The sequence below is a fragment of the Longimicrobiales bacterium genome (assembly GCA_035764935.1).
In the GTDB taxonomy this organism is placed as follows: Bacteria; Gemmatimonadota; Gemmatimonadetes; order Longimicrobiales; family RSA9; genus DASTYK01.
Genome location: DASTYK010000034.1, coordinates 46,352 through 73,133 on the forward strand (window position 1 = coordinate 46,352; position 26,782 = coordinate 73,133).

Annotated in this window: 22 protein-coding genes; 10 read left to right on the forward strand and 12 right to left on the reverse strand. The window is 68.8% G+C overall.

The features are described from left to right. Positions 1-23 precede the first annotated feature (23 nt). On the reverse strand, positions 24-1,325 hold the full coding sequence (locus tag VFU06_02635; GenBank protein HEU5208285.1) for a DNA polymerase ligase N-terminal domain-containing protein: 1,302 nt from the start codon (positions 1,323-1,325) through the stop codon (positions 24-26). A gap of 185 nt (positions 1,326-1,510) precedes the next feature. Between VFU06_02635 and VFU06_02640 the strand changes: the two genes are divergently transcribed. The 3 genes from VFU06_02640 to asd are packed head-to-tail and all read left to right on the forward strand — an operon-like array spanning position 1,511 to position 4,803. Next, positions 1,511-2,428: a tetratricopeptide repeat protein gene (locus VFU06_02640; protein HEU5208286.1), complete on the forward strand. Its 918-nt coding sequence runs from the start codon at positions 1,511-1,513 to the stop codon at positions 2,426-2,428. Next, the gene (locus VFU06_02645) at positions 2,415-3,896 is read left to right on the forward strand and encodes a glycosyltransferase (GenBank protein HEU5208287.1); all 1,482 of its coding nucleotides are present in this window, start codon (positions 2,415-2,417) and stop codon (positions 3,894-3,896) included. The genes VFU06_02640 and VFU06_02645 overlap by 14 nt, the downstream gene beginning before the upstream one ends. Beyond that, entirely contained in the window at positions 3,889-4,803 is a 915-nt protein-coding gene (gene asd / locus VFU06_02650; protein ID HEU5208288.1) for an archaetidylserine decarboxylase, read from the forward strand. Before VFU06_02645 ends, asd begins: the two co-directional genes overlap by 8 nt. A 1-nt stretch (position 4,804) precedes the next feature. Here asd and VFU06_02655 read toward each other — a convergent pair whose 3' ends face one another. Next, positions 4,805-5,485, reverse strand: coding sequence for a 4'-phosphopantetheinyl transferase superfamily protein (locus tag VFU06_02655; GenBank protein HEU5208289.1), 681 nt, complete (start codon positions 5,483-5,485; stop codon positions 4,805-4,807). A gap of 238 nt (positions 5,486-5,723) precedes the next feature. On the opposite strand from VFU06_02655, the gene VFU06_02660 reads away from it, so the two are divergent. Together VFU06_02660 and murB are read left to right on the forward strand one after the other, a co-directional pair. Continuing rightward, positions 5,724-6,260 carry an SWIB/MDM2 domain-containing protein gene (locus VFU06_02660; protein HEU5208290.1) on the forward strand — a complete coding sequence of 179 codons (537 nt, stop codon included), beginning with the start codon at positions 5,724-5,726 and terminating at the stop codon, positions 6,258-6,260. Between the two features lie 159 nt (positions 6,261-6,419). Further along, entirely contained in the window at positions 6,420-7,355 is a 936-nt protein-coding gene (gene murB, locus VFU06_02665; GenBank protein HEU5208291.1) for a UDP-N-acetylmuramate dehydrogenase, read from the forward strand. A gap of 4 nt (positions 7,356-7,359) precedes the next feature. On the opposite strand, the gene VFU06_02670 is transcribed toward murB, so the two are convergent. Beyond that, the gene (locus VFU06_02670) at positions 7,360-7,617 is read right to left on the reverse strand and encodes a GlsB/YeaQ/YmgE family stress response membrane protein (protein ID HEU5208292.1); all 258 of its coding nucleotides are present in this window, start codon (positions 7,615-7,617) and stop codon (positions 7,360-7,362) included. A gap of 135 nt (positions 7,618-7,752) precedes the next feature. Continuing rightward, a complete protein-coding gene (locus tag VFU06_02675) occupies positions 7,753-7,947 on the reverse strand; it encodes a hypothetical protein (GenBank protein ID HEU5208293.1) in 195 nt (64 codons plus the stop codon). 250 nt (positions 7,948-8,197) lie between these two features. Here VFU06_02675 and VFU06_02680 point away from each other — a divergent pair, with 250 nt between their 5' ends. Next, complete coding sequence (locus VFU06_02680) at positions 8,198-10,327, forward strand: penicillin acylase family protein (protein HEU5208294.1); 2,130 nt, start codon at positions 8,198-8,200, stop codon at positions 10,325-10,327. Between the two features lie 27 nt (positions 10,328-10,354). Here VFU06_02680 and VFU06_02685 read toward each other — a convergent pair whose 3' ends face one another. After that, positions 10,355-11,110 carry an SIMPL domain-containing protein gene (locus tag VFU06_02685; GenBank protein ID HEU5208295.1) on the reverse strand — a complete coding sequence of 252 codons (756 nt, stop codon included), beginning with the start codon at positions 11,108-11,110 and terminating at the stop codon, positions 10,355-10,357. A 155-nt stretch (positions 11,111-11,265) separates the two neighbouring features. Here VFU06_02685 and VFU06_02690 point away from each other — a divergent pair, with 155 nt between their 5' ends. Further along, entirely contained in the window at positions 11,266-11,772 is a 507-nt protein-coding gene (locus VFU06_02690; GenBank protein ID HEU5208296.1) for a hypothetical protein, read from the forward strand. Positions 11,773-11,831: 59 nt separating this feature from the next. Here the strand turns inward: VFU06_02690 and rmuC are convergent, their stop codons facing one another. The 5 genes from rmuC to msrP all read right to left on the reverse strand — a co-directional run bounded on the left by rmuC (position 11,832) and on the right by msrP (position 18,527). After that, complete coding sequence (gene rmuC / locus VFU06_02695) at positions 11,832-13,328, reverse strand: DNA recombination protein RmuC (protein ID HEU5208297.1); 1,497 nt, start codon at positions 13,326-13,328, stop codon at positions 11,832-11,834. A 6-nt stretch (positions 13,329-13,334) separates the two neighbouring features. Continuing rightward, positions 13,335-14,738 (reverse strand): putative glycoside hydrolase, encoded by a 1,404-nt coding sequence (locus VFU06_02700; protein ID HEU5208298.1) that lies wholly within the window; start codon positions 14,736-14,738, stop codon positions 13,335-13,337. A gap of 149 nt (positions 14,739-14,887) precedes the next feature. Next, positions 14,888-16,978 (reverse strand): GMC family oxidoreductase, encoded by a 2,091-nt coding sequence (locus tag VFU06_02705; GenBank protein ID HEU5208299.1) that lies wholly within the window; start codon positions 16,976-16,978, stop codon positions 14,888-14,890. Next, a complete protein-coding gene (locus VFU06_02710; GenBank protein HEU5208300.1) occupies positions 16,975-17,553 on the reverse strand; it encodes a protein-methionine-sulfoxide reductase heme-binding subunit MsrQ in 579 nt (192 codons plus the stop codon). The genes VFU06_02705 and VFU06_02710 overlap by 4 nt, the downstream gene beginning before the upstream one ends. A gap of 62 nt (positions 17,554-17,615) precedes the next feature. Then, the gene (msrP, locus tag VFU06_02715) at positions 17,616-18,527 is read right to left on the reverse strand and encodes a protein-methionine-sulfoxide reductase catalytic subunit MsrP (GenBank protein ID HEU5208301.1); all 912 of its coding nucleotides are present in this window, start codon (positions 18,525-18,527) and stop codon (positions 17,616-17,618) included. A gap of 126 nt (positions 18,528-18,653) precedes the next feature. On the opposite strand from msrP, the gene VFU06_02720 reads away from it, so the two are divergent. Continuing rightward, positions 18,654-19,766, forward strand: a complete 1,113-nt coding sequence (locus VFU06_02720) for an endonuclease/exonuclease/phosphatase family protein (GenBank protein ID HEU5208302.1) — start codon at positions 18,654-18,656, stop codon at positions 19,764-19,766. A gap of 81 nt (positions 19,767-19,847) precedes the next feature. Here the strand turns inward: VFU06_02720 and VFU06_02725 are convergent, their stop codons facing one another. After that, the gene (locus VFU06_02725) at positions 19,848-20,237 is read right to left on the reverse strand and encodes a response regulator (GenBank protein ID HEU5208303.1); all 390 of its coding nucleotides are present in this window, start codon (positions 20,235-20,237) and stop codon (positions 19,848-19,850) included. Positions 20,238-20,385: 148 nt separating this feature from the next. Then, positions 20,386-20,910, reverse strand: a complete 525-nt coding sequence (locus tag VFU06_02730) for a hypothetical protein (GenBank protein HEU5208304.1) — start codon at positions 20,908-20,910, stop codon at positions 20,386-20,388. 221 nt (positions 20,911-21,131) lie between these two features. Here VFU06_02730 and VFU06_02735 point away from each other — a divergent pair, with 221 nt between their 5' ends. Both VFU06_02735 and VFU06_02740 read left to right on the forward strand, forming a co-directional pair. Further along, positions 21,132-24,251 (forward strand): PD-(D/E)XK nuclease family protein, encoded by a 3,120-nt coding sequence (locus tag VFU06_02735; GenBank protein HEU5208305.1) that lies wholly within the window; start codon positions 21,132-21,134, stop codon positions 24,249-24,251. Continuing rightward, positions 24,251-26,782 (forward strand): UvrD-helicase domain-containing protein (locus tag VFU06_02740; GenBank protein ID HEU5208306.1); only part of this gene is annotated, 2,532 nt, incomplete at its 3' end. The genes VFU06_02735 and VFU06_02740, both read left to right, overlap by 1 nt.

Sequence of the window (26,782 nt, forward strand, 5' to 3'; positions counted from 1 at the left end):
GAACCGGTCGATGCCGTCCGGCGTCAAGGCTGGAGCCGCTGCTCCAGCCACGTCGCGGATTTCCGACCCGGGGTATACGGCCCGTCGTGTGCACGTGCGCGCACCGCACTCCAGCCGTGCTCACGGGCGAGCTCGCGCACCTCGTCCAGTTGCCCGGTGACCTCGACCAGCTCCACGTCCGGCACACGCCGCCGGCCGAACAGCGCATCGAGCGCTGCGCGGCGCTCCTGCCACGGCGCGTCCAGCAGTGCGTCGCCTCCGCTGAGCAGCAGGTCCCAGGCGTGGTACGTGGCGCCCTCCGCATCCGAGCTCACCGCGCCATCCAGCACGAATGACGTGCGCGCCCGTTTCGCCAGTGCCTGCAGTGCTTCCGTGATCTGCGGCCAGCCGCCCCGCGGATGCCCGGCGCTGTCGACCAGCGTCGCTGCATCCGGCGTCACGTACGCGAGTACACGCGTTCCGTCGGGTGCCGGCTCGAACGACCACCCGTCGCGTGCCGACAGCCGCTTGCGCTGTGTGGGCTGCATCGGCTCGATCGCGAGCGCGGCCAGGTCCGTCGATGGAGCGGGCGGGCCGCTGCCCCGGCTCCTGCGCGTCGCGCTGCCCGATCCGCGGTCCGAGTGCCACACCGCCGAGTCGCCGCGCGCGATCTCGTCCATGGTCCTGCCGCTGTCCACGGAGGTGTCGATGTCCGCAGCAATGTCGTAACCGCGGCGTGCCACGGCATCGCGATGCTTGATCAGCAGCCACTTCGGTTTCGGGCCGCTGTCCGTACGGACGAGTGCATAGGAGCCGCGCAGTCGCTCCCCCTCGAACGTGATGCTCAGCTTGCCCTGCTTCATCTCACGGCGGAGCGCGGCCTCGTGGTCCGTGTTGCCGGCCTCATCGGGGAAGTACGTGCCGCGGTCCCAGAGCATCACAGTCCCGCCACCGTACTCATCCTCCGGGATGATGCCTTCGAAGGTGTTGTAGGCGATCGGATGATCCTCGACCTGCATGGCGAGTCGCTTCGCCGCCGGGTCCAGGCTCGGCCCCTTCGGCACGGCCCAGCTCTTCATCACACCATCCAGCTCGAGACGCAGGTCGAAATGCAGGCTCGTCGCTGCGTGCTTCTGGATGACGAACCTGAGGTGGCCACGGGCGCCCGGTGCGCGCTCCACGGGCGTATCCGGCGCCGTGTCGCTCGGTTCCGGTGTCACGTCGAAGTCGCGCTTGCGGCGGTACTCGGTGAGCTGTCTGCTCGCCTTGCCGTCCGGCTTTTCCGTCCGCTTCCGGGTCGGCCGCTTGCCGCTCGTCCGCCTGGTGGTCTTTCTGCCTGTTGTCATATCGCCTCCGCAGGGCGAGTACGGTCGCAAGAAGCGGGCACGCCAGTGTGCGCGAGCGCGCCGTCGCACCGGCGATGATCCACGACTCACAGGCTCGTGCGCGGTGTGCGCGGCGGACCTGATCTTGCCGGGCAGCGCGCGGCGGGCAAACATCAGCGGACCCATCACTCGACGGAGGCACGCTCATGATGCGATGGCTGGCAGCGGCGGGCATGATCGTGCTCGGCAGCGGGGCCGCGAATGCGCAGGAGCCGGAGGCACGCTCCCTCACGGGTTCCGCGCTGTATGCGCCGGAGCTCGCGCCGGCCACGCGTGCGCGGCTGGAGGCCGACCTGGCGCGCGCGCAGGCGGAGTACGACGCCGCACCCGATGATGCGGACGCGATCATCTGGCTCGGTCGCCGCCTGGCGTACCTGGGGCGCTACCGCGATGCCATCGAGGTCTTCTCGCGGGGCGTGGATCTGCACCCCGACGACGCCCGCATGTACCGGCACCGCGGCCACCGCTACATCACGGTGCGCAGACTGGACGATGCGATCCGTGATCTCGAGCGCGCGGCGGGGCTGACTCGTGGGCGGCCGGACGAGGTGGAGCCCGATGGCGCACCGAACCGCTACAACATCCCGACCAGCACGCTGCAGTCGAACATCTGGTACCACCTCGCGCTTGCCCACTACCTGAAGCACGACTTCGAGCGGGCGCTGCCGGCGTGGCGGCAGGCGGTCGCCGTTTCCACGAACGAAGACATGCTCGTGGCAAGCGCCGACTGGCTGTACATGACACTGCGGCGACTGGGCCGGGACGCCGAGGCAGCCGCCGTGCTCGAGCGCATCACGCCGGACATGCGCATCCTCGAAAACGATGCGTACCACCAGCGGCTGCTGATGTACAAAGGACTGGTCCGGCCGGACGCGCTGCTGTCCGTCGATACGGACGATGCCGTGCAGCTTGCGACGTACGGCTATGGCGTCGCGAACTGGCACCTGTACAACGGCGACGAGGAGCGGGCGCGACAGATCCTGGAACGCATACTGGCCGGTCCGAACTGGGCGGCGTTCGGCTACATCGCCGCGGAGGCGGAGCTGGCGAGTGCGAATCGTTGAGATCCCCTCGCTTCCGGGGCTGGACGAGCACGCGGCCGTCGCACACCTGACGGGGGCGGTCTCGGCGCTGCGGGCCGCCGCGGTGCGCGCACTGCCTGCGCTGCGCGGCCGCACCCTGTGGATGGTCAACTCGACCGAGCACGGTGGCGGCGTCGCCGAAATGCTGCCCGGAATGGTCACACTGCTGCGCGAGCTGGACCTCGACGTGCAGTGGGCCGTGATCGAGTCGCCCGACCCTCACTTCTTCGAGTTCACCAAGCGCATCCACAACCTGATCCACGACGCGGGCGAGCCCGTGATCACCCCCGAGGACGTTGCGCTGTACGAGGCGGTGAACCGGCGGAACGCGGATGAGCTGCTGCGCCGGGTGAAGCCCGGCGACATCGTCGCGCTCCACGATCCGCAGCCGCTGCCGATGGCCCCGCTGCTCCGGGAGGGCGCTGACGTCCACCTGGTCTGGCGCTGCCACATCGGACTCGACGAGCGCACGGCGCGTACGGAAGCCGCGTGGCAGCTGCTGCAGCGCTACACTCCGGCGTGCGACCGCGTGATCTTTTCCGCGCCTGAATACGTGCCGGACAGCATGGCGACGCGTGCGGCGATCGTGCATCCCGCGATCGATCCGCTCGCGCCCAAGAACGCGGAGCTGAGCCTGCATGCGCTCGTCTGTATCCTGGCGAGCAGCGGCCTGTCCAGTGCGGGGCCGATCGTGCCGCCGCCATACGAGCACCAGGTGCAGCGCATCGCCTTCGACGGGACGCCGATCAGGGCCTCCCGGATGGGTGAGGTCGGCCTGCTCACGCGGCCGATCGTGCTGCAGGTCTCGCGCTGGGATCGACTCAAGGGATTCCTCCCGCTGATGCAGGCGTTCGTGCGGATGAAGGCACTGGCCACGTCGGAAACGGGACGCGCCCGCCGACGTGCACTGCTCACGCGGCTTGTGCTCGCGGGGCCCGCGGTCGGGGCGGTCGCCGATGATCCGGAGGCGCGCGACGTTCTCGACGCGCTGGTGCGCGCCTACGTCGAGCTGCCCCCCGCAACGCAGGAGGACATTGCCATTCTCCTGCTGCCGATGGAGTCGCGCGCGGAAAACGCGCTCATCGTCAATGCACTGCAGCGTGCGTCGTCGATCGTCGCCCAGAACTCGCTGCGGGAGGGGTTCGGCCTGACGATCGCCGAGGCGATGTGGAAGCGGATCCCGGTGCTCACCAGTGCTGCCGCTGTCGGACCCCGCACGCAGATCGCCGATGGCGAGCACGGCCGGCTCGTGCAGGACCCGGAGGACGTGGCCGAGCTCGCCGACGTGCTGAGCCACATGCTGCAGCAGCCCGACGAGCGGGCACGCTGGGCCAGGAACGCGCAGCGTCGCGCGCATGACGAATTCATGATCTTCACGCAGCTCCGGCGCTGGATCGACCTGTGTCGCGAGGTGGTCGAAGACAGCGCCCGTGTGGCGGGACATGCCTGAGGAGCCGGTACCGGACGTATCGCCGGAGCTTCCGGCGTTTCACTGGCGCGCCACGCTGGGGCTGCTGCGTCGCCTGCCGCAGGGTGCGCTCTCACGTGCGTTCGGCCGCGTTGCAGACCTGCCGATTCCGCCACGCCTGCGACCCGCTGTGCTCGGCGCGTTCGCCCGTGGAACCGGCATCGACATCGACGAGGCCGAGCTTCCGCTCGTGGAGTATCCAACCATCAACCGCTTCTTCGTGCGCCGGCTCCGGCCCGGGGCACGCGCATGGCCCGCCGCCAGCGGCGTCGCCGCCTCACCCGTCGACGGTGTTGTTGGCCAGTCTGGCAGAATCCGCAGCGGAACGCTGCTCCAGGCCAAGGGCCGCACCTACACGGTGCATGATCTCCTCGCCGATGCAGACGACGCCAGGCGCTATGACGACGGCTCCTTTCTGACACTGTACCTGAGCCCCCGGCACTACCACCGCATCCATGCACCGTGCAGCGGCGCGATCGGTCGCGCCCGCTATGTGCCGGGCGCGCTGCTGCCGGTCAATGCGCCCGCCGTCATGCACGTGGACCGGCTGTTCCCCAGGAACGAGCGCCTGCTGTGTACCATCGACGGCTCCCTCGGCCGCGTCGTCGTCGTTGCTGTCGGTGCGTACAACGTGGGGCGCATCTCGGCGGCGTTCGATCCGGCCTGGAACGGGGGTGAGCACGGGTGGGTGACGAACCGCGGCAGGCGCGCGATCGAGGAGCGGCACTATGACCCGGCGGTACGCGTGGAGCGCGGCGACGAGATCATGGCGTTTCATCTCGGCTCCACCATCGTCCTGCTGTTCGAGCGCAGTGTCCGGCTGGAGCCGCGTGCCGCCGGCGATGCGATCGCGCTGGGAAGCCCGATCGCGCAGGTGAGCACGCCCTAGGCTACGGCGCCTGCAGCAGTCGTATCCTGCGTGGCCCGCCGTGCACCACGAGACAGGCGTAATAGCCGTCCGGACTCGGCAGTGGCGCTACCTGCCATCCCGCGCTCTCGTGAGGGCGCGGCGGCCACACGAAGGGGAGCGGATCGGGAGAGCGCAGCAGCCCGCTGCCGATCGCCTTCACGTATGCCTCACGCTGCGTCCATGCCCAGATGAACGCCCTGTCGCGCTCCTCGTGCGGAATGCGTTCGAGCGCCTCGGCCGATGCCGGCGCCAGCACGCGACGGGCGATGCGCTCCTGCCTCGGCACACGTCGCAGTCGTTCGACGTCCACGCCGACGGGGGCCTCCCGGGCAAAGGCGAGCAGCGCGAGATCACCGGCGTGCGCCACGCTGAAGTGCAGCCACTCCTCGCTGCGCAGATGCGGCTTTCCCATGTCCCCATAGTCGAAACCGACGTGGGCAGGTGCGCAGCCGAGGTAGCCAGCCAGTCGTGAGCGCAGTGCATTGCGCGTCACGACGAAGCGCGAGCGCGCCGGCTCCACGAGCGTCCGCGCCCGGTCGACCTCGTCGTGCGAGAGCGATGCCGCCCCGTGCGGCCAGTGCGATCCGGCCTCCGCACTGTCCCCTGCAGAGAGGGGTGCGGCCTCCTCTGCAGAGGGTACGCGCACGAGCCAGACGTGCACGGCGCCCTCCTCCAGGGGAGGCGTTTGCCGCGCCGTCTGCCATGCATCGGGAGGGGTGCTGCTGCGCTCGTCGCTCACACGGTCCCTCGTCGTCCGGTTTTCCCTCTGGGAACCACCCGCTCACCAGAGCGGAGGTGGCGCAATTTTGTTGTTGCGTACCAGAGGGAAGCTAAGCATTTTTGTGCCCACCAGAGAGATGCATCGCCACAGCTCTCACTCACCCAACCAGGAGATGTACATGGCGACGAGGAAAGCCGCGAAGAAGGCGGCGAAGAAGACCGCCAAGCGGCCGGCCAAGAAGACGGCTAAGAAGGCAGCGAAGAAGACCGCCAAGCGCGGTGCTGCCAAGACCGCAAAGCGCGGCGCAGCGAAGAAGACGACGCGTCGCAGTGCAGCGAAGAAGTCGACGGCCCGTCGTGGCGCAGCAAAGAAGACTGCGCGCAAGGCGGCCAAGAAGTCGACCGCGAAGAAGAGCGCTCGCAAGGCGACGAAGAAGTCTGCTGCCAAGAAGAGCGGTCGGAAGCGCGCACCGAACCCGGCGTTCATGAAGCCGATGACGCCGAGCTCGGAGCTGGCCGCAGTGGTTGGTGACTCGCCCATGCCGCGGACCGAGGTCACGAAGAAGGTCTGGGCGTACATCAAGCGCAACGGGCTGCAGGATGCCCGCGAGCGTCGGATGATCAACGCCGACGACAAGCTGAAGAAGGTCTTCGGCGGCAAGAACAAGGTCTCGATGTTCGAGATGACCGCGCTCGTCAACAAGCATCTCAAGTAGACAGCTGCTTGTGCCGTTGCAGGAAGGGCGTGTCCGCACGGGCACGCCCTTTCTTCATTCGACCGTGCGTGGCACGGGTCGTGACGTTCACCGGTAGCGGGCAGCCTCGACCGGCTGTCGGTTCACCGGCAACACGATGTCGATCTGAGGATCCGGGAGATGACCAGGCAGGAAGCGTTCATTGCACGCGTCGGCGCGGACCGTATCGAACGGGACGTGCGACTGGCGCCATACACCACGTTCCGCATCGGCGGGACCGCGGACCTGTTCTACCGCGCACAGACCGCTGACGAGCTGGCCACTGCAGTGCTGGCCGCACGCGAGCTGGAGCTGCCGCATTTTCTGCTCGGCACCGGCGCGAACATCCTCGTGGGCGATCGCGGCTTTCGTGGTGTCGTGATCCGCAACGAAGTCAGCGGGATCGATTTCATCGACGACGTGCGCGTTCGTGCGGGCGCCGGTGTGCACACGTTTCCCGACCTGATCGTAGCGACCGTCGCGCGCGGGCTCGGCGGGCTGCAGCACTACGTCGGCATCCCCAGCACGGTCGGCGGTGCTCTCTGGCAGAACCTGCACTTCCTCTCACCGCCACCTGAGCGAGAGCGCACCTGCTTCATCGAGGAGGTGCTCGAGTCGGCGGAGATCCTGACGGAGGAGGGGGAGCGGCGCACGGTCGACAACGCGTATTTCCGCTTCGGCTACGACTACAGCATCCTGCACGACCGCAGGGACATCGTGCTGAGCGCGACATTCCGCCTGGAGCCGGCCGATCCGGAGCAGCTGCGCTGGAACATGCGGGAGAACCTGCAGTGGCGCGACGACCGCCACCCCGACCTGTGGCTCTACCCGAGCGCGGGGTCGATCTTCCAGAAGATCGAGGGTGTGGGGGCGGGACGCCTGATCGACCAGGTCGGGCTCAAGGGGCGCGTGCTCGGCAATGCCGGCATCTTCCACAAGCACGCAAACATCATCGTCAACTTCGGCGGTGCGACTGCCGCCGAGGTGCGGGGTCTCATCGACCTCGCCCGGACGACAGTCGCACGTGAGCTCGGCTACGAGCTTCGTACCGAAATCGGGTTCATCGGCGAATTCTGAAGCGTTACACCGTCGTGGAACGGGCCGCGAACTTCCGGTACAGCCAGAGCACCAGCAGTGCGCCCAGGATCGAGCCGATGATGCCGGTCGGACCGAAGCCCCGCTCGCCCGAGAACAGGCCGAGGATGAAGCCGCCGACGATCGAGCCGATGATACCGATGATGATGGTGACGATGATGCCGCCGGGGTCCTTGCCGGGCATGATGAGCTTGGCGATCGCTCCCGCAATCAGGCCGATCAGAATCATCCACAGGATGCTCATGGGACTCCCTTTCCGAGCAGGTTGAACTGACTTACGCCGTTCGGGCGCCAGTGGAATGCAAACGGGGTGCCCGGCATGGAGAACGGCCGCCCGCGCTCGATGCGCGAGCGGCCGTTGTCGTTCGTGCGCCGCGGTTTAGACCTGTTCGGGCCGTTCGCGGAACGACCTGACGATTCGCATCACGATCCAGCCGATCAGGAGGATCGGCAGGACCTTGAAGAACAGGAAGCCGAACAGCGCGGCAACGAACCCGAACACTCCGAACAGCAGCTTGACGGTGATCAGTCCGATCACGGCAAGCACGCCGCCGGTCAACAGCCTGGAACCCATGGACCCCCTCCGGTCGAGTGTGCTCAGGTCCCTACGGCCGGGCATGCTCCCCGGATTCACCGGGTGCAGGGCGCTGGCCCCGAGGCGCTCCATCGGGTACGTTCGCGCCCCTGCGTCGGCGCCTGCATGCCGACCAGCCGCCGACGGGCGGTTGCGTCAGCAATTGGCGCGCAGGCGCACCTTGCGGCGCCGGGCACATGGTTCCGGGCGACGCGTGGAGCCGCACCAGGATTCCGACCGGAGGTCTCGTTTGCGCAGTGTCCGCCTGATCCTGCCCGCTCTCGTGCTGCCCGCTCTCGTGCTGCTGAATGCCTGCACGGCACTCCAGCGGCTGACCGGTGGTGGCGCACCTCCCGAGACAGGGCAGTACACCATCCAGCGCGACGCGTGGGGCGTGCCGCACATCCACGGGGCCACCGACGCCGCAGTGGCGTTCGGTCTCGGGTACGCGCAGGCAGAAGACGACTTCCGCCAGCTGGAGGAAGACGTCATGCATGCGATCGGCCGTGCGGCCAACCTGTACGGCGACGCGGCGCTGATGAACGACCTGGTCGTGGCCGCGTTCGAGATCCCGCGCCTCGCGCGCGCGGAGTACGCCCGTGAGCCGGAAGAGCGGCGTCGCGTGTGGGATGCATTCGTCGCGGGCATCAACCACTACCTGGCGACCCATCCGGACGTGCGGCCGCGCCTGATCGGCAGGTTCGAGCCCTGGCACCTGTTCGCTCTTGCGCGCGCGGTCCCCGTGGGCACGACCATCGACGGCGTCACGCTCGGAAACATCGACGCGGGTGCGCCTGTTCTCCCCGGCGCAGCAACAACGCTGGCGCGCTACGACACGACGTCCCAGGATCCCACAGCAGGCGGCAGCAACGCCTCGATTGCGCTGGCAATCGCGCCTGCAGCGACGCGCAACGGCCAGGCTCTGCTGCTGCACAGCCTCGACCGCTCATTCAACAACCCGGGCAGGCCCTACGAGGCCCACCTCCGCAGCGAGGAGGGCTGGCAGGTGAGCGGGTATGCGACGCTGGGCACGCCGGTGATCCGCGCCGGACACACCCGGCACCACGCCTGGGCGCATACCGAGAGCGCGAGCGACACACGCGACGCGTGGCTGCTTCGGTTCGATCATCCGACCGACTCGCTCGCCTGGCGCTGGAATGGGGAGTGGCGCCAGGCCGAGCTCTTCACCGACACGATTGCCGTGAACACCACGACGGGCGTGGTGCGCCGGCCGTACACGTTCCTGCGCACGGAGTACGGACCCGTGGTCGCGCGCGTCGACGGGAGCAGCGCGGTCGCGGTGCAGATCGCACGGATGCAGGAGGGCGGCGCACTGCAGCAGTGGTATGCCATGAACCGTGCGACGTCGCTGGAGGAGTTCCGTGGCGCACTCGCGCATACCGCGCTGGTCGGGCTCAATACGCTGTATGCCGACGCGTCAGGCAGCATCTACTACGTGCACGGCAGCGCGGTGCCGCGCCGTCACGAGGGGGTCGATCCATCGAACGCGCTGGACGGCAGCAGTGCGGCGAGCGCATGGGACGGCTATCACAGACTCGAGGAGCTGCCGGAACTGCTCAACCCCGCGAGCGGCTGGATTCAGAGTGCGGGTGGCACACCTTTCCTCGCGACAGCCGCGGGATACAACGTGGATCGTGATCGGTACCGCCCGTACCTGGCACCCGAAGGCGACGCGCCGCGCGCGCTCCGCGCACGCCGAATTCTTTCCGGCAATGACGCCTGGACCCTGGAAGAGCTCGAAGCTGTCGCGTTCGATGTCGAGGTCGCGACCGCGGAGACAGCGATCCGGCGCCTGGTCGACGAGTACGAACAGCGAGGCGCAGTGGACCCGTGGGGCGTACTGCCCCTGGATGACGTGATGCATCGGCTGCGTGAATGGGACAGGCAGGGGCGAATCGACTCACCGGAGATGACCTGGTTCGTCACCTGGCAGGAGCGACTGCGCAGTGAGACGGCCCGGCAGGATCGAGAGTGGCCGCTCACGGACGCACTGCTCTGGGCACTGGAGCGCATCGAGCGACGCTGGGGCGACACGGCCGTCCCCTGGGGCACGCTCAACCGTCTCGCGCGCCCCGGCGCCCCGCGACCGGACAGCGCTGCGGTGGCATTGCCTGGGGGACCGGCGTGGACGGGCTCACTGTTCGGAGCCGCACCGGGTGCGCCGGGCTATGGGGACCTGCGCACCCTGGCGTCCGGTATCGCATGGAGCAGCGTCGTCGAGCTGGGCCCGCCGGCGCACTCGCGCAGTGTGGTGATCTTCGGGCAGAGCGGACAACCGGACTCGCCCCACGTTTTCGACCAGGCCAGCCTGCTGGCGGAGGGCAGGATGAAGCCCGCGGCGGATTCGACGGCCTGGTAGGGCCGCCGGGTCCGCTGCGAGGAGTGGTCAGTCCAGCACGAACGTGCTGTGCACCGTGACGGTGATCTGCTTCTGTCGCGTGCCCGTGTTGTACATGCCGTATGCGGACACCTCGTTCGCATACGGCTCGTTGATCTGGAAGACTCCGGCCCGCGCGCTCACGATCGAGCCGACCTCCCGTTCGGCACTGCCCGCGATCTCGCTGGCACGGCGATGGGCGTCTCTGGTTGCGGCGGCGAGCAGGTCGTGCTTCAGCGAGTCCAGCCCGGAGTAGAAGTACTCGAGCTGTGAGCCCTGCATGACGACGCCGTCCCCGAGCAGCGTGCCCGGGTCCATGGCCCACCTCTCCACACCATCCACGTCCGAAGAGATCACGACGATTCCCTGGATGACCTGGTAGGAGTTGATGGTTCCGGTCTGGTTGTAGATCGGGTTCGCACTGACCGGTTGTGTGCTGACGGCACTGTCCGGAATGCCGGCGCCACTCAGCTGCGCACGCACACGCTCGACATCGCCTCGCAGCTGCGCGTACCCGCTCGGCAGCACCGCCGCGTCCACCGTGCGTGCCAGCGTGATCTGCCACTTGATGACGTCGGAGGTGAACCGCTCGCTGGCAGCGCCGACGACCTGGACGGTGTCGCGGCTCGCACGGGAGCTGTGGAAGAAGGCGCCGAAGATCGTCGCCGCCAGCACCGCGCCGAGTGCGAGGATCGCTGCCGGGAGGAGGCGGGCGCTGCCGTTCTGGTTCGTCATGGAGAGGTGCTCGTTGAAATGGATCGCCACGAACGTGCGTGACGTGAAGTGCTACTGCGCCCGCGTCGCGTTCGTTCCGACCTGGCTTCCGGCCTGCTGACGCACCTGCTGATCGGCGCGAAACGTGCGGCCCGCCCGGCCGTAGGGAACAGGAATAAAGGGATCATCAGCCATGAGGAGGCAGTGTGGAACATACGGGTGGCAGCGGCGCGGGCTCGTCGGGTGAGCCAGGTGGCGCCGGCAGCACGGGAGGGATGGGTGGCGCAGGCGGGGCCGGTGAGCCCGGTGGGCCGGGGACGGCAGGGAGCAGCGGTGGCGGTGCGGGTGGCGAAGCACGGCGTGACCCGCTGCGCGACCTGCAGTCCCGGATCGAGGCGGCAGTGGACGAGGTCCGGCCGAAGATCCGCAAGGCGCTGGAAGAGCTCGACAGCCGGGTGGACGAGGCGGTCGCAGACATCAGGCCGCGCGCACAGAACGCGATGAAGGAAGTTCAGCCCAAGGTCGACCAGTTCGTGGCGGACATCCAGCCGCGGCTGGACAACCTGCTCGAGCGGCTGCAGTCCAAGATCAACGAGCTGCGTCGCGATCTCGACGAGCGGGCCACGCGAACGAGCGGCGGCAGCAGTCGGCCCACTGCGGGCGAGCTGCCGAGCGGCAACCCGTCCGAGCCAGGCCCGGACGGCATGCCCTGAAGACGGTTGCCGTTGATGAAGCGGGGCGCGGTCGTTCAGACCGCGCCCCGTCGTCGTTTCTACAGTTCTGTCTGGATGACCCGCGGGATGCTGGCCGGTGGCTCGTCCTCGTCGTGCATCACCAGGTCCGGCGCATTGAGCTGACGCGTCTGGTGATTGATCACCTCCACGGCATCGATCTCCTCGCCGGTGCCCGCGCCCAGGCTGCGCAGTCTCCGTGCGGACGGCAGCACGCTGCGTTCCAGTGAGCCGACGGCCTTGTTGTACGAGCTCACAGCCCGTTCGAGGCCTCTGCGCATGCCCGTGAAGTGCTCGGCGAACGCACGCACACGCTTGTACAGCTCGGAGCCCGCCTCGCTTATCTGATGAGCTTCGCGGGCGATGGTTTCCTGGCGCCAGCCGAACGATACCGCCTTCAGAAGCGCGATGAGCGTCATTGGCGTGGCGATCAGCACCCGCTGCTGCACCGCGTTCTCGATGAGCTGTGCGTCCGCTTCCAGCGCAGCGCTGTAGAACGCTTCGCCGGGAAGGAACAGCACCACGAACTCCGGGGATTCGGCGTGGAACTGTTCCCAGTACGCCTTCTCGCCCAGCTTGCGGACGTGCGCGCGGATCTGCTGCGCGTGCTTGCGGAGGTGATCGTTGCGCGCCTGTTCGTCCGCCGCCTCGCGGGCATCCAGGTACGCCTCCAGCGGGACCTTGGCATCGACGACGATCACCTTCTCGTTGGGCAGCCGGACGAGCATGTCGGGCCGGAGCCTGCCGTCGGCGGTCGTGATGCTTTCCTGCTCGGTGAAGTCGCAGTACTTCAGCATGTCGGCCATCTCGACGACGCGCTTGAGCTGGATCTCCCCCCAGCGGCCGCGCGTGGCGGGTGCGCGCAGCGCCTGTACCAGGTTGGCCGTCTGCGCATGGAGCTGCTGCTGCACCGCGTTGAGCTGGCGCACCTGCTCCGAGAGCTGATGGTAGGCCCCGGTGCGTGCGCGCTCCAGCTCGTTGATGCGCTGGTCGACCTTTTCGAGAGATTCGCGCAGCGGCTTCACGACCGAATCGATCTCGCGGGACTTGGTCTCGAGCTCGCCCTTGGCACGCTCCTGCTGCTTCTCGAGCGCAGCGCGCGCCAGCTCGAGGAAGGTCTGTGCGTTCTGGTTCAGTGCGTTGGACGACAGCGCCTTGAACGAGTCCTCGAGTGATTTCCGGGCGCTCTCGAGGACGCCCAGCTTTTCGGCGGTGGCTTCACGCTCATGCGCGAGCTGCTCCTGCGCGCGCGACAGCTCGATGCGGGCGTCGGCCGAAACACGTTCCGCTTCGTGGAGCTGCTGTTCGCGCTCCCGCACGAGGCTCTCGAGGTCGCGCACGCGAGCCGCCGTCGCCTCGGCCGCTGAGCGCCGCTCCGTCTCGATGACCAGGGCGCGCTGCAGCTCACTGCGCGCCTGCTCGCGCCCGGCAGCGGCCGATTCCGCGTCGCGCAGCCGGCGCGACAGTACCAGCCACACGATGACGGCACCGGTGACCGCGCCGATTACGAAGAGGCCGAGAAGTGTGAGATCAACCATCGTTCCCTACTGTGCCGATCCCGGGGCCGTGCCGCTCACGCGTTCGCGCGCTGCACGCGCCCCCGCCGCATCGATCCGGTCGGCAAAGTCGATCAGGTCCTGTGGCGGCTCGAATGCTTTTGCCCGCGCGGCAGTCGTGCGATCGAAGGCTGCGGACAGGTGCTCGTAGCGCGACCCCGGGTGCCAGAAGATCCAGTCGTCGACGCCCACCGCGTACAACGCGTCGATCTGCGCTTTCGCCTGCTCCGGCCCGTAGCTGTACTCCTTGTCGATCCACGGCGCGTCGAACGCCTGCAGCCAGGGAACGACGCGCGCCGGCGCGACTCCGCTGTCCGCCAGCCGCTGCGCGCGCACCATGCCGGCGCCGACACTCTTGTACACCGTCTCGTAGGGCATCCGGTTCGGCGTCTTCACTCCGGGGAGATGCGTCGGGAGGTAGTGCGACGGATACACCATGGGCAGCACATGGTCCGCCGCGGCCAGCACGTCCTCCCACTGCTGCCCGATGTTGATGTCGCGACCATCATTGGGCGAAAGCCCGAACACGTCGGCGGCGACGATCGCCCCGAGCGGATGCAGCCGCTCCCGCGCCAGCTCGAGGAACGCGACGATCGCTTCCGTTCGCGTGCCCGCCGCCCTGGGGTGCACCTGGTCCGGCAGACTCGGGTATGGCTCGGGGAAGCGGATGTAGTCGAACTGGATCTCGTCGAAGCCGGCCCTGGCCGCCTCCTCGGCGATCGACAGGTTGTAGTCCCAGACCGCGGACTCCCACGCGCTCACCCAGGTGTTGCCCGCCTTGTCTACCCACAGCTCCCCTTCCGGCGTGCGGATCGACCATTCCGGCCGCGCCCTGGACAGGATCGGGTCCTTGAACACGACGATCCGCGCGATCGCATGGATGCCGTGTGCATGCAGCGTATCCACGAACGCCGACAGGTTCCGGATCGTCTGCTCGCCCGGCTGCGCGAGCGCGGTCGGCAGCTCCAGCGTGGAGCGGTAGTGAATGCCCTTCTCGTCCTTCACATCCACGACGAACGCATTCAGCTCGGTCGTATCCGCGAGGGCAAGCAGCGCCGGCAACCGGCGTGCGGAGCCGGCTGCGTACGCGTTCAGGTAGATGCCGCGGATCTGCGCCGGCGCGCCTCCCCGAACATCGCCCGCGGAGCGACCGGCGGCGTTCAGCTCCTGTGTCGTGGCAGCGACGGCAAGCCCGCCGGGAGCAGCATCGAGCTCCAGCGAATCCCCGGCCGCGGCAGAGCCCGCCGAGTCCCTGCCCGCGCCGGCGTGGTGCCCGGCCGGGCGCGTCGCGTCCGCTGCCTGCGCGGGGATCATCCCGGCGCGATCCGCCGGCGCTTCCGCGCATGCCAGCAGAATCGCGGCGGGCAGCAACATCGACCACCTGTGCTTCATACAGCTCCTGTGGGCTGAGATCGCGCGCCTGTCACGCGTCCCGGGAGCAGGTCGGCTCCGCCGGCGGACGCGGTATCTCTCAGGGGAGGTCATGTGCGGCAGACGACTGCCGTGATGAATCTTAAATATATGTGTGACAATGCTCTATGTCAGCCGGCCCCGTGCGTCCCGGAGGACCGGGAGCGATGGCGTTCCGCGATCCGGCCGGCGATCACCGATGCCGCGGCCATGATCGTCCATTGCGGATTGACGCCGGGTGCGGTCGGCAGGATCGACCCGTCGACCACGTAGAGCCCCGGGACGCCCCACCGCTCCGCGTCCGGGGAGCAGCCGGACGCGGCGGGGTCCGTGCCGATGCGGCAGGTGCCGTTGACGTGCGCCGAGAAGAGTGAGAGCCGGTTCGGCTGCATCGAAGCCGCTTCCATCCACTCGAGGTCCCCCTCGGAGCGCAGCGGCGGGATCTCGTTGTGCACCGTCAGCACTTCGGTGGCACCGGCGGCGAGATGCAGACGTGCTGCTGCGCGCATGCCGATCCGCAGCAGCTTCCACTCGTGCTCGCGTGCCGAGTACGAGATGCTGACTGCGCCGTTGCGGCGCACGCGCACGCTCCCGTTGGAGACGCCGGTCTCGTGGCCGTCACGCGTGAGCACGATCAGCGCTGCCGTGTGGGTGAAGCGGCTCATGCGGCGAGCGTGCTCGCTGCCGAAGCCCGGCGTGGCTACCGCGGCGAGTGCGGGGAGAAACGGGGGACACTCGATCCAGGTGCCGTAGCCGTCGTCGATGTCGTGGAATTCCGTGCAGAGGGAACTCTGCGGGATGCCCGCGGCCTGGTAGATCGTTTCCGGGTAGACTCCGGCGACAGCCGTTGTCGGATGCAGCCGGAGCCAGTCCCCGACGCCGTCGCCGCCGAGTCCGGAGCGCTGCAGCAACACCGGCGTCCCGACCGCGCCGGCGGCGAGGACGACGATGGGTGCGTCGATGGCGAGTGCGCGTCGCGTGTCACCCTGCGCGATTGTCGCATGAATGCGCTTCAGCGGCGCGCGGCCGCCGCGCTCGCGCAGCTCGATGCGCTCCGCGCGCACGTCGGTGAGGATGCGGGCACCCGCACGCGCAGCGCGAGGCAGGTACACGGCCAGCGTGCTCTGCTTGGCGTGATAGCGGCAGCCGAGTCCGCACAATCCTGTGCGGATGCACCCCTTTGCATTGATGCGGGCGGCCGAAGCGCTCCAGCCGAGCCGCGCAGCGCCGTCCAGGATGATGCGGTTGCCGCGGTCGTGGGCATCCTCCGGCACGAGGCGCGCGTGCACCTCCCCGCCGACGTGCGCGAGAGCGGGCGCGAGTGAGCTGGCGCCGAGGAGCGATGCACCGTGCGCATGCTCCCATTCGTCCAGCACGCGAGCCGGCGGCTCCAGCATGAGCATCCAGTTCACGGTCGTGCCGCCGCCCAGGGTGCGGCCCTGCAGCAGTGCGAACGCACCGTCGTCCGTCAGCCGTGCCCCGCCATCCGCGTAGAGGCGGGCGGTCATGCGCCCCTCGTCCTCGTCCAGCTCGGCCGGCGCGAGGTAGCCGCCTTCCTCGAGGACGATGACGTCGAAGCCGGCCTCGGCCAGGCGTGCTGCGGCGACTCCGCCCCCGGCGCCACTGCCGATGACACACGCATCCGCACGCAGCACGGCGGCGTCGACCGTCCGTGCACTGCGAACGCCGGTCAATGCGAGCGGCAGGTCGAGCTGCGGCTGCAGGGCGCCGCGCAGCACCGGCTCGTCGTCCCGGGTGGTACCTGCGAGCGGCCCCTCCCAGGGGAAGCGCGGCCCGCGCAGATGGTAGGGGCCGAGGTAGCCGATCTGCTGCTGGGCACGCGGCAAGGCGTACCAGCTTCCCAGGACGAGGCGACGAACGGCCTGGAAGACGCCGCGCTGCAGCGCACCCCGTGCATGTTCCCAGCGACGCAGGGCGGTGTCCTGCTGCTGCGGTGCCAGCGCATGGAACGGCCGGGGCGAGCCGCAGGCGATCAGTGAAGCGAGGCGTGCACCGAGGAGCGCCAGCGCAACGTGCAGCCGGGAGAGCGAATGCTGGTCGAGCGCCGCGACACGCTGATCCAGCGACGTCTCGAGCTCCGCGGCCGACTCGTCCTCGATGTACGCCGCCGGCACGATGCGCCGCGCGGCCGCATGCAGCGTCGCGCGTGCACGCCGCGGCAGGCGGTCGACGCCAGCAGGTTCGGAACGTTGGACGCTCACGCTCGAGAGTGGCGCCGGCGTCGCTCGAGCGCAATGATGGCGCGCACGCCGAGGATGAGCGCGAGCGCGGCTCCGTAGGCAAGCGCGTCGCGCACGTCGGACTTGGACGCCAGCTTCCAGTAGAAGTGCAGCAGCGCGAGCGCTGTGGCCGGGTAGACCAGCATGTGCAGCCGCCCCCAGTTGCGGCCGAGCCGTCGGATCCATCCGCGCGTCGAGGTGACTGCGAGCGGCACGAGCAGCACCAGCGCCGTGAAGCCGACCGTGATGTAGGGTCGTTCCACGATGTCCTCCACGATGTAGTCCCACGCAAAGAACTGGTCGAGCACGACGTAGATCGTGAAATGCAGCAGCGCGTAGAAGAACGCGAACAGTCCCAGCGGTCGGCGCACGCGGATCAGCCAGTGCTGTCCCGTGATGCGACGCAGCGGTGTGACGGCAAGGGTGGCGATCAGGATGAGCAGCGCGGCGCGACCGGTCTCATGGGTCAGTGTCTCGATCGGGTTGGCGCCGAGGCTGCCGGCAAACGCATCGATTGCCAGGCGGGCGGCCGGAATGAGGCAGACCGCCCAGAGCACTGCCTTCGCGAGGACCGTCAGAAGTTGCGGCGCAGGTCCATGCCGCGCCTTCGCGAGGACCGTCAGAAGTTGCGGCGCAGGTCCATGCCGCTGTAGAGCGACGCGACCTGCTCTCCATAGCCGTTGAACAACGTGGTTTCCCGCCGCCGCAGCTCGCCGATGCGACGCTCACGCGCCTGGCTCCAGCGCGGGTGATCGACGTCGGGGTTCACGTTTGCGTAGAAGCCGTACTCGCGCGGGTTCGCAGCCATCCACGACGAGACCGGCTGCGTCTCGACGAAGCGCATGCGGACGATCGACTTGATGCTCTTGAAGCCGTACTTCCACGGGACGATGAGACGAAGCGGCGCGCCGTTCTGGTTCGGCAGGTCGCGGCCGTACAGGCCGGTGACCATCAGGGTCAGCGGATGCATCGCCTCATCGAGGCGCAGCCCCTCGACATACGGCCAGTCGAGGATGGGCACGCGCTGGCCGGGCATCTGTTCGGGTGCGTGCAGCGTCGTGAACTCGACGAACCTGGCTTTCGACGTCGGTTCCACGCGTGTGATCAGGTCGCGCAGCGGAAAGCCACGCCACGGGATGACCATCGACCAGGCCTCGACACAGCGCAGCCGGTAGACGCGATCCTCGAGCGTGTGTGGTGCAATGAAGTCCTCGAGGTCGTACACGGCCGGCTTCGCAACATGCCCCTCCACGGCGATCGACCACGGCCGCGTCTGCAGCGTGTGCGCGTTCCGCGAGGGGTCCTCCTTGCCGGTGCCGAACTCGTAGAAGTTGTTGTAGGTCGTTACCGATTCCCACGGCGTCAGCTCCTCCTGCGCCTCTGCCACCGTCTGGGCCTCACCCTCGTCACGGTTGCAGGAGGAGACGGCAATTGCGCCGACGGCGGCGCCGAGGAAGCGGCGGCGATCCAGGTACACCGACTCCGGAGTGATCTCGGAGGAAGCGACGTCGGGAGGTCGACGGATGAGCATGCGAGCCTCGGGAAGAGTGGGCGGCAGCCTGAGTGTATAACGCCGATCCGGCGATACAGGTTCCGTGCGCGCTGGTGAGAAGCTTGCAACGCCCGGTCGCCAACGTAAACCCGGTGGAAGAGGAACATGAGGCGTTGCAGGACAGGTCAGTGGCTGCTGGTTCCGGCATTTCTGATGGTGGGCGCGTGTGCGCCGGGGTTCCGCGGGGCGGTCCAGCCGGACGCGGAGCTGTGCCGCACGGGCACGGTCGCCTTCTACGTGCCAGAGGGAGAATTGCACCAGTCGTTGCTCGCGCGCTGGTGCGCGGGCGTTGGGCCGGCGGTGTACCAGCCGCGGCGCTCCGCGGAGGCGGACGTCGCACGCATCACGGAGGAGGCCGTCGACTCGGCGCTGAGTGCACTGCCGGTGGCGGATTCCGTGCTGATCGTCGCCTGGAACAACCACGTGGGTGGCGGCGCACTCGAGCAGTTCGTCGATGACGTGCGGGCAGGCCGGCTCACCAGCGGCGATTCCGTGCATCATTTCGTGCTGCTGTTGCAGGAGGTCTACCGCAACAGCCCGGACGTACCCGCGGTCAGCCCGGACATGCTGTACGCGAGCGGCATCGATGAGGCCCCGGCGCAGGGCAATCGAACGGACATCGCCGACTGGGCGGTGCGGCACCCGGAGCTGTCGGTGTTCTACGCCCCGTCGATGCGCAACGGGCCGCAGGCGGGAGCGGAGCAGCGCGAGGATCGCGGCAGCGCAATCGTGACGAGCCTGCCGCTCAGCGAGCCCTCGGCCTACGAGCTGCCGGTGACGCGGCAGCGGCGGGTCGTTCCTGCTGGGGTGGTGTCGGGACGCACGTCCGGCGGGGAGCCCTGGCACATGCACGTCGCGAGCGTGCACCTCGAGAATCGGCCCGAAGGGGCGCGCAACCCGGAGCGTGCCCGGTTCGAGCAGATCGAATGGCTGCTCGATGCAGTGCCCGACAGCGGCCGGGCCGTCCTGGGCGGTGACATGAACACGTGGATGCGCGGCCCGGACGAGGTCGCGATCTGGCGAGCCAGGCAGGCCTACCCGGACACGCCGCCGATTCCGGGCGGGCCGACGTACCAGCAGGCAGGGGGCGTGTTGCGGATGTACCTGGACTACCTGTTCTTCAGACTGGAAGACGGCCGCGCCACGGGGTACCGCCGGCTGCCGGACCCGTACGGCTCCGATCATTTCCCGATCCTGGCCTGGGTCCATCTGGACTAGGCCGTCGTTCGGGATCCGGTGTGCAGGGGTGCCCGGGGGGGCAGGTCGTGTCTTGGGGGGGGTGCTCAGCCCGACGACGGGTCAACCGCCCAGTATCCGGTCGACCAGCGCGCTCAGCTCGACGGGTGCAAAGGGCTTCTCGAGAAAGCCGTCACCATTGCTTGCCGGGTCGATGCCGACCTGCTTCGGTGGGTAGCCGGACATGAACAGCACCCGCAGGCCGGGGCGCTCGGAGCGCAGCCGGTCGGCCAGCTCGCTGCCGCTCATGCCGCGCATCAGCACATCGGTGAGCAGCATGTGCAGCTCCGCGCGGTCGGCCACTGCGGACAGTGCTTCCTCCCCGCTGCCGGCCTCGATGACGTCGTGACCGGCATTCCGAAGCAGCCGTGCGGCCAGGGCGCGGACGGCGGGCTCGTCGTCGACGATCAGGATGCTGCGTGCAGGCTGTTTGCTGCGGCCTTCTTCAGCCACGGCTCGGCTCCGCTGAGGGGCGTCGCATCAGGTCAGACGCAACGGGGAAAAGCAGTGACAACGTTGCGTGTGACGGGCATGATTGCAAGAGCGAAGACGGGCGGGTGCCCCATCATGAACACCCGCCCGTCACCTCGCCACACAGGCACTACTGCGCGACCATCGTGAAGACGACCGTGGTCGAGTAGGTTCCCGGCGGATCGTCGTCGTAGTCGAGCGCCATGCGCGCGGTCAACTCGCCTGTCAGGTTGCCGCCCCGCGTCGCACGGGTGAAGAACGTGGTACCGCTGCCCGCACTGCCGACCACTTCGTCCGCTGGCGCACCGCCGAAATCCGCCTGGATCCGGAGGTCACTGACCGGCTTGTTCGGGTCCGCATCGGAGCGCCCGGCGGCCGGTGCGAAGGTGAAGCTCGTCCCCGACTGCGCCTCCAGGGTGATCTGGTAGGGCACGTTGGCGCGGTGGGTCAGGCTCGGACCACCCGTTGATACGATCTCGCCGGCGTCGTAGTGCGAGTCGTCGGCAACCGGGAAGGTGAATGCGCCACTGCTGCTGATTGCCAGCACCGGGTTGATCTGGATGCTGACGGCCGCTGTGGCGGTGGTCTGGGCCTGGGCCGACACACTGGTGAGAACCAGCGCCAGCCCGCTGAACAGCACGGAACGCCTGGACATCGTCATCCTCCATGGTAGTGGGCTGGCCTCCCCGGCAGTCGGCCCCGTCACCGTCACTGCAGCCTCGTCACCGCAGCATCCTGCCGGGGGGTGCCATTTGCATCGTCTGCGGGAACAACATGCAGGACGGCGCGTGACGCGGACGTGAATGCCGTATGACGAAATCTTCACATGCGAACAGGGGTCGACCCGGCGGGTCGGGGCGGCTACTCTAGGTGGCGATGAACCAACCGCTCGACCCTGCGCGACACTCGCTGCTCCTCTGCGCGCTGGCCGACGAGGCACGGACACGGCCGCTGGATCGCAAGCTGCTGGTCTGCCGGCGACACGGTGAAGGTCTCGAGCTGCTGCGGGCGCTCGCGTCCGCCGGCGTGCCGTGGGTGGGCTTCGAGCCGACGACGCCGAAGCGGCTCGCCCTGGACCTGGTACCTGCCACGCTCACGGCCGAGCGCGTGCTCCTGGACGAATTCGACGAGCAGACGCTGATCGACGCCGCAATGGACGAGGTCCTGCAGCGTCGCGGTGCGACGTCGCTGTACGCTGCGCTTGCGGAAGGGATCGGGCTGCGGCGCGCCCTCACCCAGTCCGTGCAGGCCCTCCGGCTGGGTGGCATCCCGCCGGCCGCCGTGCGCCGCCACGTCGACGATTCCGCACGGGCGGAGCTGCTCGCACTTGTGCTCGAGGCGTACGACGCGCGGCGGCGAGCGCTGGGTGCGCTGGACGCAGCCGACCTGTTCGCCCATGCGCGTGCGGCGCTCCAGGAGGTCGGCCGGCTGCCAGCGCCGCGCGTTCTCATCGTGCCCGGCCAGAACCAGCGAGGCATCTCGGGTGAGGTGCTCCGCCGCATGATCGAGCTCGGCGCAGTCGTGCTCCCGGACGACTGCGTAGTCGGTCTCGATACGCCGCGCGCACGGCTGCATGCCGAGGGGAATGCGCCGGTCACCTTGCTGTCATGGCTGCACGCACCGGCGGAGGCGCCCGCGCCTGCGAAGCAGCTGCACGTCTACGCCGCAACCTCGATCGAGAGCGAGCTGCGGGAAGTGCTGCGCCGCATCATCGGGAGCGGCGCGCACTGGGACGAGGCAGAGATCGCAGCCACCGACCCGGCGACGTACGCGGTCGCGCTCGATGCTCTCGCGCGCAGGCTCGAGGTACCGGTGGGCTACGCGCAGGGGCTGCCGGTGTCACGCACGCTGCCGGGTCGTGTGCTCGCCGCATACGTGCGCTGGGTCGAGGAGGACTTCCGCGAGGACGTGATCCGCGGACTGATCGAGCGCAGCGAGATCCGACCCCGCGGTGATGACGTGCCGACCGGCCCTACCCTCGCGCGCCGGCTGCGACGTCTGCGGATCGGGCGCGGGCGCGGCCGCTACCTGGAAACGATCAGGAGCGCGCTCCGCATGCTCGCACACCCACCGGACGAGGAGCACGACCGCTCGCCGGAGGAGCTCGAGCAGTACCGCGACCGCGAACGGCGGCAGCTTCTCGCACTCGAGTCGCTCCTGCGGCCGGTTCTGGAAGCGACTCCGCAGCTTGCGGACGTGCCGCACGCGCAGCGGCGCACGTCGCCCGCCGCACTCGCACACGGTGCGCACGCGCTGCTCGAGCTGTGTCGCGCAGAGCACGAGGTAGATCGCGCGGCGCGCGACAGGATGCTGGAGCGCCTGCGACGCATCGAAACGACACTGACCCGCGAGACATCGTTGCGCGCGGCGCTCGCAACACTCGTGGAGAAGCTCGACGAGCGCGTGCCCGCACCGGAAACCGGTGGCAGGGCACCCTGGGTGAGCTCTGGCGGTCGCCTGCATTTCACCGACATCGACGGCGCGGGACGGTCGGGACGCCGTCTCATTTTCATCGTCGGTCTCGACGCCGGTCGCTTCCCGGACGTCCCGTCCACGGATGCGCTGCTGAGCGACGGCGACCGTCGGCGGCTCGCCCGGGGCGACGGTGTCCCTGCGCTGCCGACCGCCGCGGAGCGTGTCGAGGAGCGCCGCTACGCACTCGCCGCCGCGCTGGCACGGCTGCGCGGCACCGTCTCGGTGAGCTATGCGGCGTGGAGTGCGGCCGAAGGCCGGGCAGTCGCACCATCGGCCGAGCTGCTGCAGGCGTTCCGCCTCCACACGGGTGACGCAACGGCGGACTACGACCGGATGCAGAAGTCGCTTGCACCGCACGCCTCCGCCGTACCACGCGGTGCCCAGCTGGATTCCTCGGACACATGGCTCGACGCGCTCGACGGGGACGGCGTGCTGCGCCGCGGGGAGGCAGTCGTAGCCGGCGCATACCCCGCGTTGTCGCGCGGGCTGCGGGCCCAGGAGGAGCGGGCGCGGGACGAGCCGAATCCGTTTCACGGTGTGCTGCAGCCGCGCGCTTCGTTCGACCCGCGCTTCCGCGATGTCGCGGTCTCTGCCTCCCGACTGCAGGCGCTCGGCGCATGCCCGCATCGCTATCTGCTGCAGCACGTGCTCCGTGTGCGCGCCCCGGAGGACCCGGAAGCAACGCCCGGCCGGTGGCTGGACGCACTCGAGCGAGGCTCGGCCCTGCACGAGGTGTTCGAGCGCACGCTGCAGCGTGCGCGTGAGCAGGGCGTCCCACGCGACCCGCTCGCGCCCACCGTTCCGGAAGGCGCAGTATTGCGCGACCTCGCCCTGCGCTCGCTGCAGGACGTGCTCGGCAGGTTGTGCGAGGAACAGCCGCCCCCCGGTCCCGCAGTGCTCGACGCGGAGCGTCGTGCGCTGGAGGCGGACGTGCGCGCGTTCGTGAGCATGTTGCTGGAAGAGCCGCGCGAGTGGATCGCACTGGAGGCCGCGTTCGGCGAGGACGTGCCGGTGCGCATCGACCTGCCGGGCGGCGCCCTGCGGATCCGTGGCAGGATCGACCGCATCGACCGTCTGCCGGACGGCTCCCACGCCGTCGTCGACTACAAGACCGGCAGCACCTATCCGTTCCGGCGGGAGACCGGTGTGTACTTCGGCGGGCGCAGGCTGCAGCACGCGTTCTACGCGGCGGGTGCGGAGTCGCTGCACGGCGGGCGCGTCGAGCGGGTGGAGTACCACTTCCCGGGAGTGCGCGGCGAGAACGAGCGGGTGGTGTACACGCGCGCCGACATCACCAGCTCGGCCCGCCTGATCGATCACCTGCTGCTGATGGCACGCCGTGGGTGGTTCGTCCCCACGGAGAATGCGGGGGAGGACTGCCGCTACTGCGATTACGCGAACGTGTGTCGCGTCCGGGTCGGTGGCGACAGGGTTGAATCACCACCGGCGGAGTGGAGCGAGCGGCTTTTCGAGGGCGACGCCGAAGCGCTGCGTGCCCTGCGGACACTCCGCGAGTGGTGATGAGGGAGCTCCCGGGTCAGCTCAGCCTGTGGCCGGGCGTCGTCGCGCCAGTGCCGCTCGCACCTGCAGGCGCAGCGGCGAGCATCCTGTCGACGGACGAGGAGCTGGCGCGCCTTCCCGACGGCGCAGCCCGCGCGCGCATCCAGCGGATCCTCGATCGAAACATGCTGGTCGAGGCGGGGGCGGGCGCGGGCAAGACCACGGAGATGGTCAACCGCATGCTCGCGCTGGTGCTGAGTGGCGCGCCGGTCACCGAGGTGGCGGCGGTAACGTTCACGCGCAAGGCCGCCGCCGAGCTGCGCGAGCGGTTCCAGACAAAGCTGGAGGCTTCGCTCCGCGGCGCACGTGCCCACAAGGATGATGCGCAGGCGCAGGTGCTGGAGCGTGCCCTGCGGGAGATCGATCGCGCGTTCATCGGGACGATCCACGCGTTCTGCGCCCGACTGCTGCGCGAGCGACCTGTCGAGGCGGGCATCGACCCGGGCTTTCGTGAGCTGCAGGCAGCGGAGCAGCGACAGCTCGAGGTCACCTTCTGGCATACCCATCTCGACCGGCTCGCAGCGGATGGCGACGCCCAGCTCGTGGAGCTGACCCGCGCGGGCCTCCGACCGTACCAGCTGTACGGCCTCTTCCGCACACTGGTCGAGCAGCCTGACGTCCTGTTCGACGCACCGGAGCACGATCCGCCGCAGGTCGAGTTCGCGCGCCGTGCGCTCGAGCGATGGCTCGACCAGGCGCAGAAGCTCATTCCGTCCGTCGAGCCCGAGGATGGCTGGGACCCGTTGCAGCAGGCAGTGCGCCGACTGCGATACCAGCGCTACATCGTCGGGTGGGACGAACCGATCGATTTTCTCAACGCGCTGCTCGATCTGCCCACATCGGCGAAGATCACGCAGAAGCGCTGGGCTGACGATGCAGCGGGAAAGGCGCGCGCGAAGGAGCTCGCCGAAGAATACGCTGCGATGATGACGGATGGTGGCGTGCTCGAGCGCGCGATTCGCGCCTGGCGGGCACACCGCTATCCGATCGCGCTGCGCTTCGCACTGCGCGCCGCCGATGCGTTCCAGGAGCATCGCGAGCGGGAAGCGATGCTCACGTTCCAGGATCTGCTCATGCTCGCATCCCGGCTGCTGCGCATGCATGCACGTGCGCGCGCGGAGCTGGGCGAGCGCTATCGCTACCTGCTCGTCGATGAGTTCCAGGACACCGATCCCATCCAGGCCGAGGTCGTCTTCCTCCTCGCCGCCGGTGCGGAGGCGCCGGAGAAGGACGGCGTGGCAGACTGGACACGCGCGACGCCGCGTCCCGGTTCGCTCTTCGTGGTCGGCGACCCGAAGCAGAGCATCTACCGGTTCCGGCGCGCCGACATCACCATCTACAACCAGGTGAAGCAGCGCCTGCGCGAGTGCGGTGAGGTCGTGGAGCTGACGGCGAATTTCCGTTCGCGTCCCGCGATTGCAGGCTTCGTCAACGCCACGTTCAACGGGATGTTTCCGCCCGTGGAAAGTGCGACGCAGGCGGCGTTCGCACTCATGAACGCGCAGAAGGAGACATCGGCGGGTGCGGGCGTGCGCTGGTACCTGCTCGACGACGGCGGTGAGCGTGGCCGCAGCGCGATGGAGCGCGAGGACCCGGAACGGATCGCGCACTGGATCGCGGAGCGCGTGCGTCGCGGTGAGCGTCAGCCGGGAGACTTTCTGATCCTTACTCGGGTCAACCGCTTCCTGAGCAGCTACGCCCGCGCACTGGAAGCGCGCGGCATTCCCGTCCAGGTGAGCGGCGGCGGTGTCGGCATGGAGCGGGAGCTGGAGGAGCTGCTGATCGTCCTGCGGGCGCTGGAAGACCCCGGCGATGAAACCAGGACGCTCGCCGCGCTGGTCGGCCTGTTCTTCGGCCTCGACTACGACCAGATCGCCACGTACGTGCTCGGCCCGGCAAGCGCCGAGCTGGACGTGCGCCGCACGCTCGAGATCCTGAAACCGATCCCCGATGACGGGTCGCTCACGACAGAAGACGAGCGAACCGTTGCCGGAGCGTTGCGAACGCTGCGCGCATGGTGGCAATCGTTGGTGATCGAGCCCGCGGACATCGCGGTCGGTCGCATCGTCGACGAGCTGGGACTCCTGCCGCACGCGGCGGCCGGGGACCTGGGAGAGACCCGCGCCGGTGCCGTGCTCTTCCTGCTGGATACGCTGCGTACAGCGGCCGCTCGCGGTGACGCCTCGCTCAGCGCTGCACTCTCCGCCCTCGAGGCAGCGTTCGATGACGACGATGGTGAGGCTCCGCTGCGGCCGGGGCGCGAGGACGTGGTACGGCTGATGACCCTGCACAAGGCCAAGGGGCTGGAAGCGGACGTCGTCGTTCTCGCGGCACCATTCGGCGAGTGGGAGCCGCCGATCAACTCACATATCGAACGCGGCCGGGACGGTCGTGCAATCGGCTGGCTGCGCATTGCGGAGAAGGATGGCTATCGGCTGAGGATTCATGCGCAGCCGGAGCAGTGGCCGGAGCTGGAGGTACGCGAGCGCGAG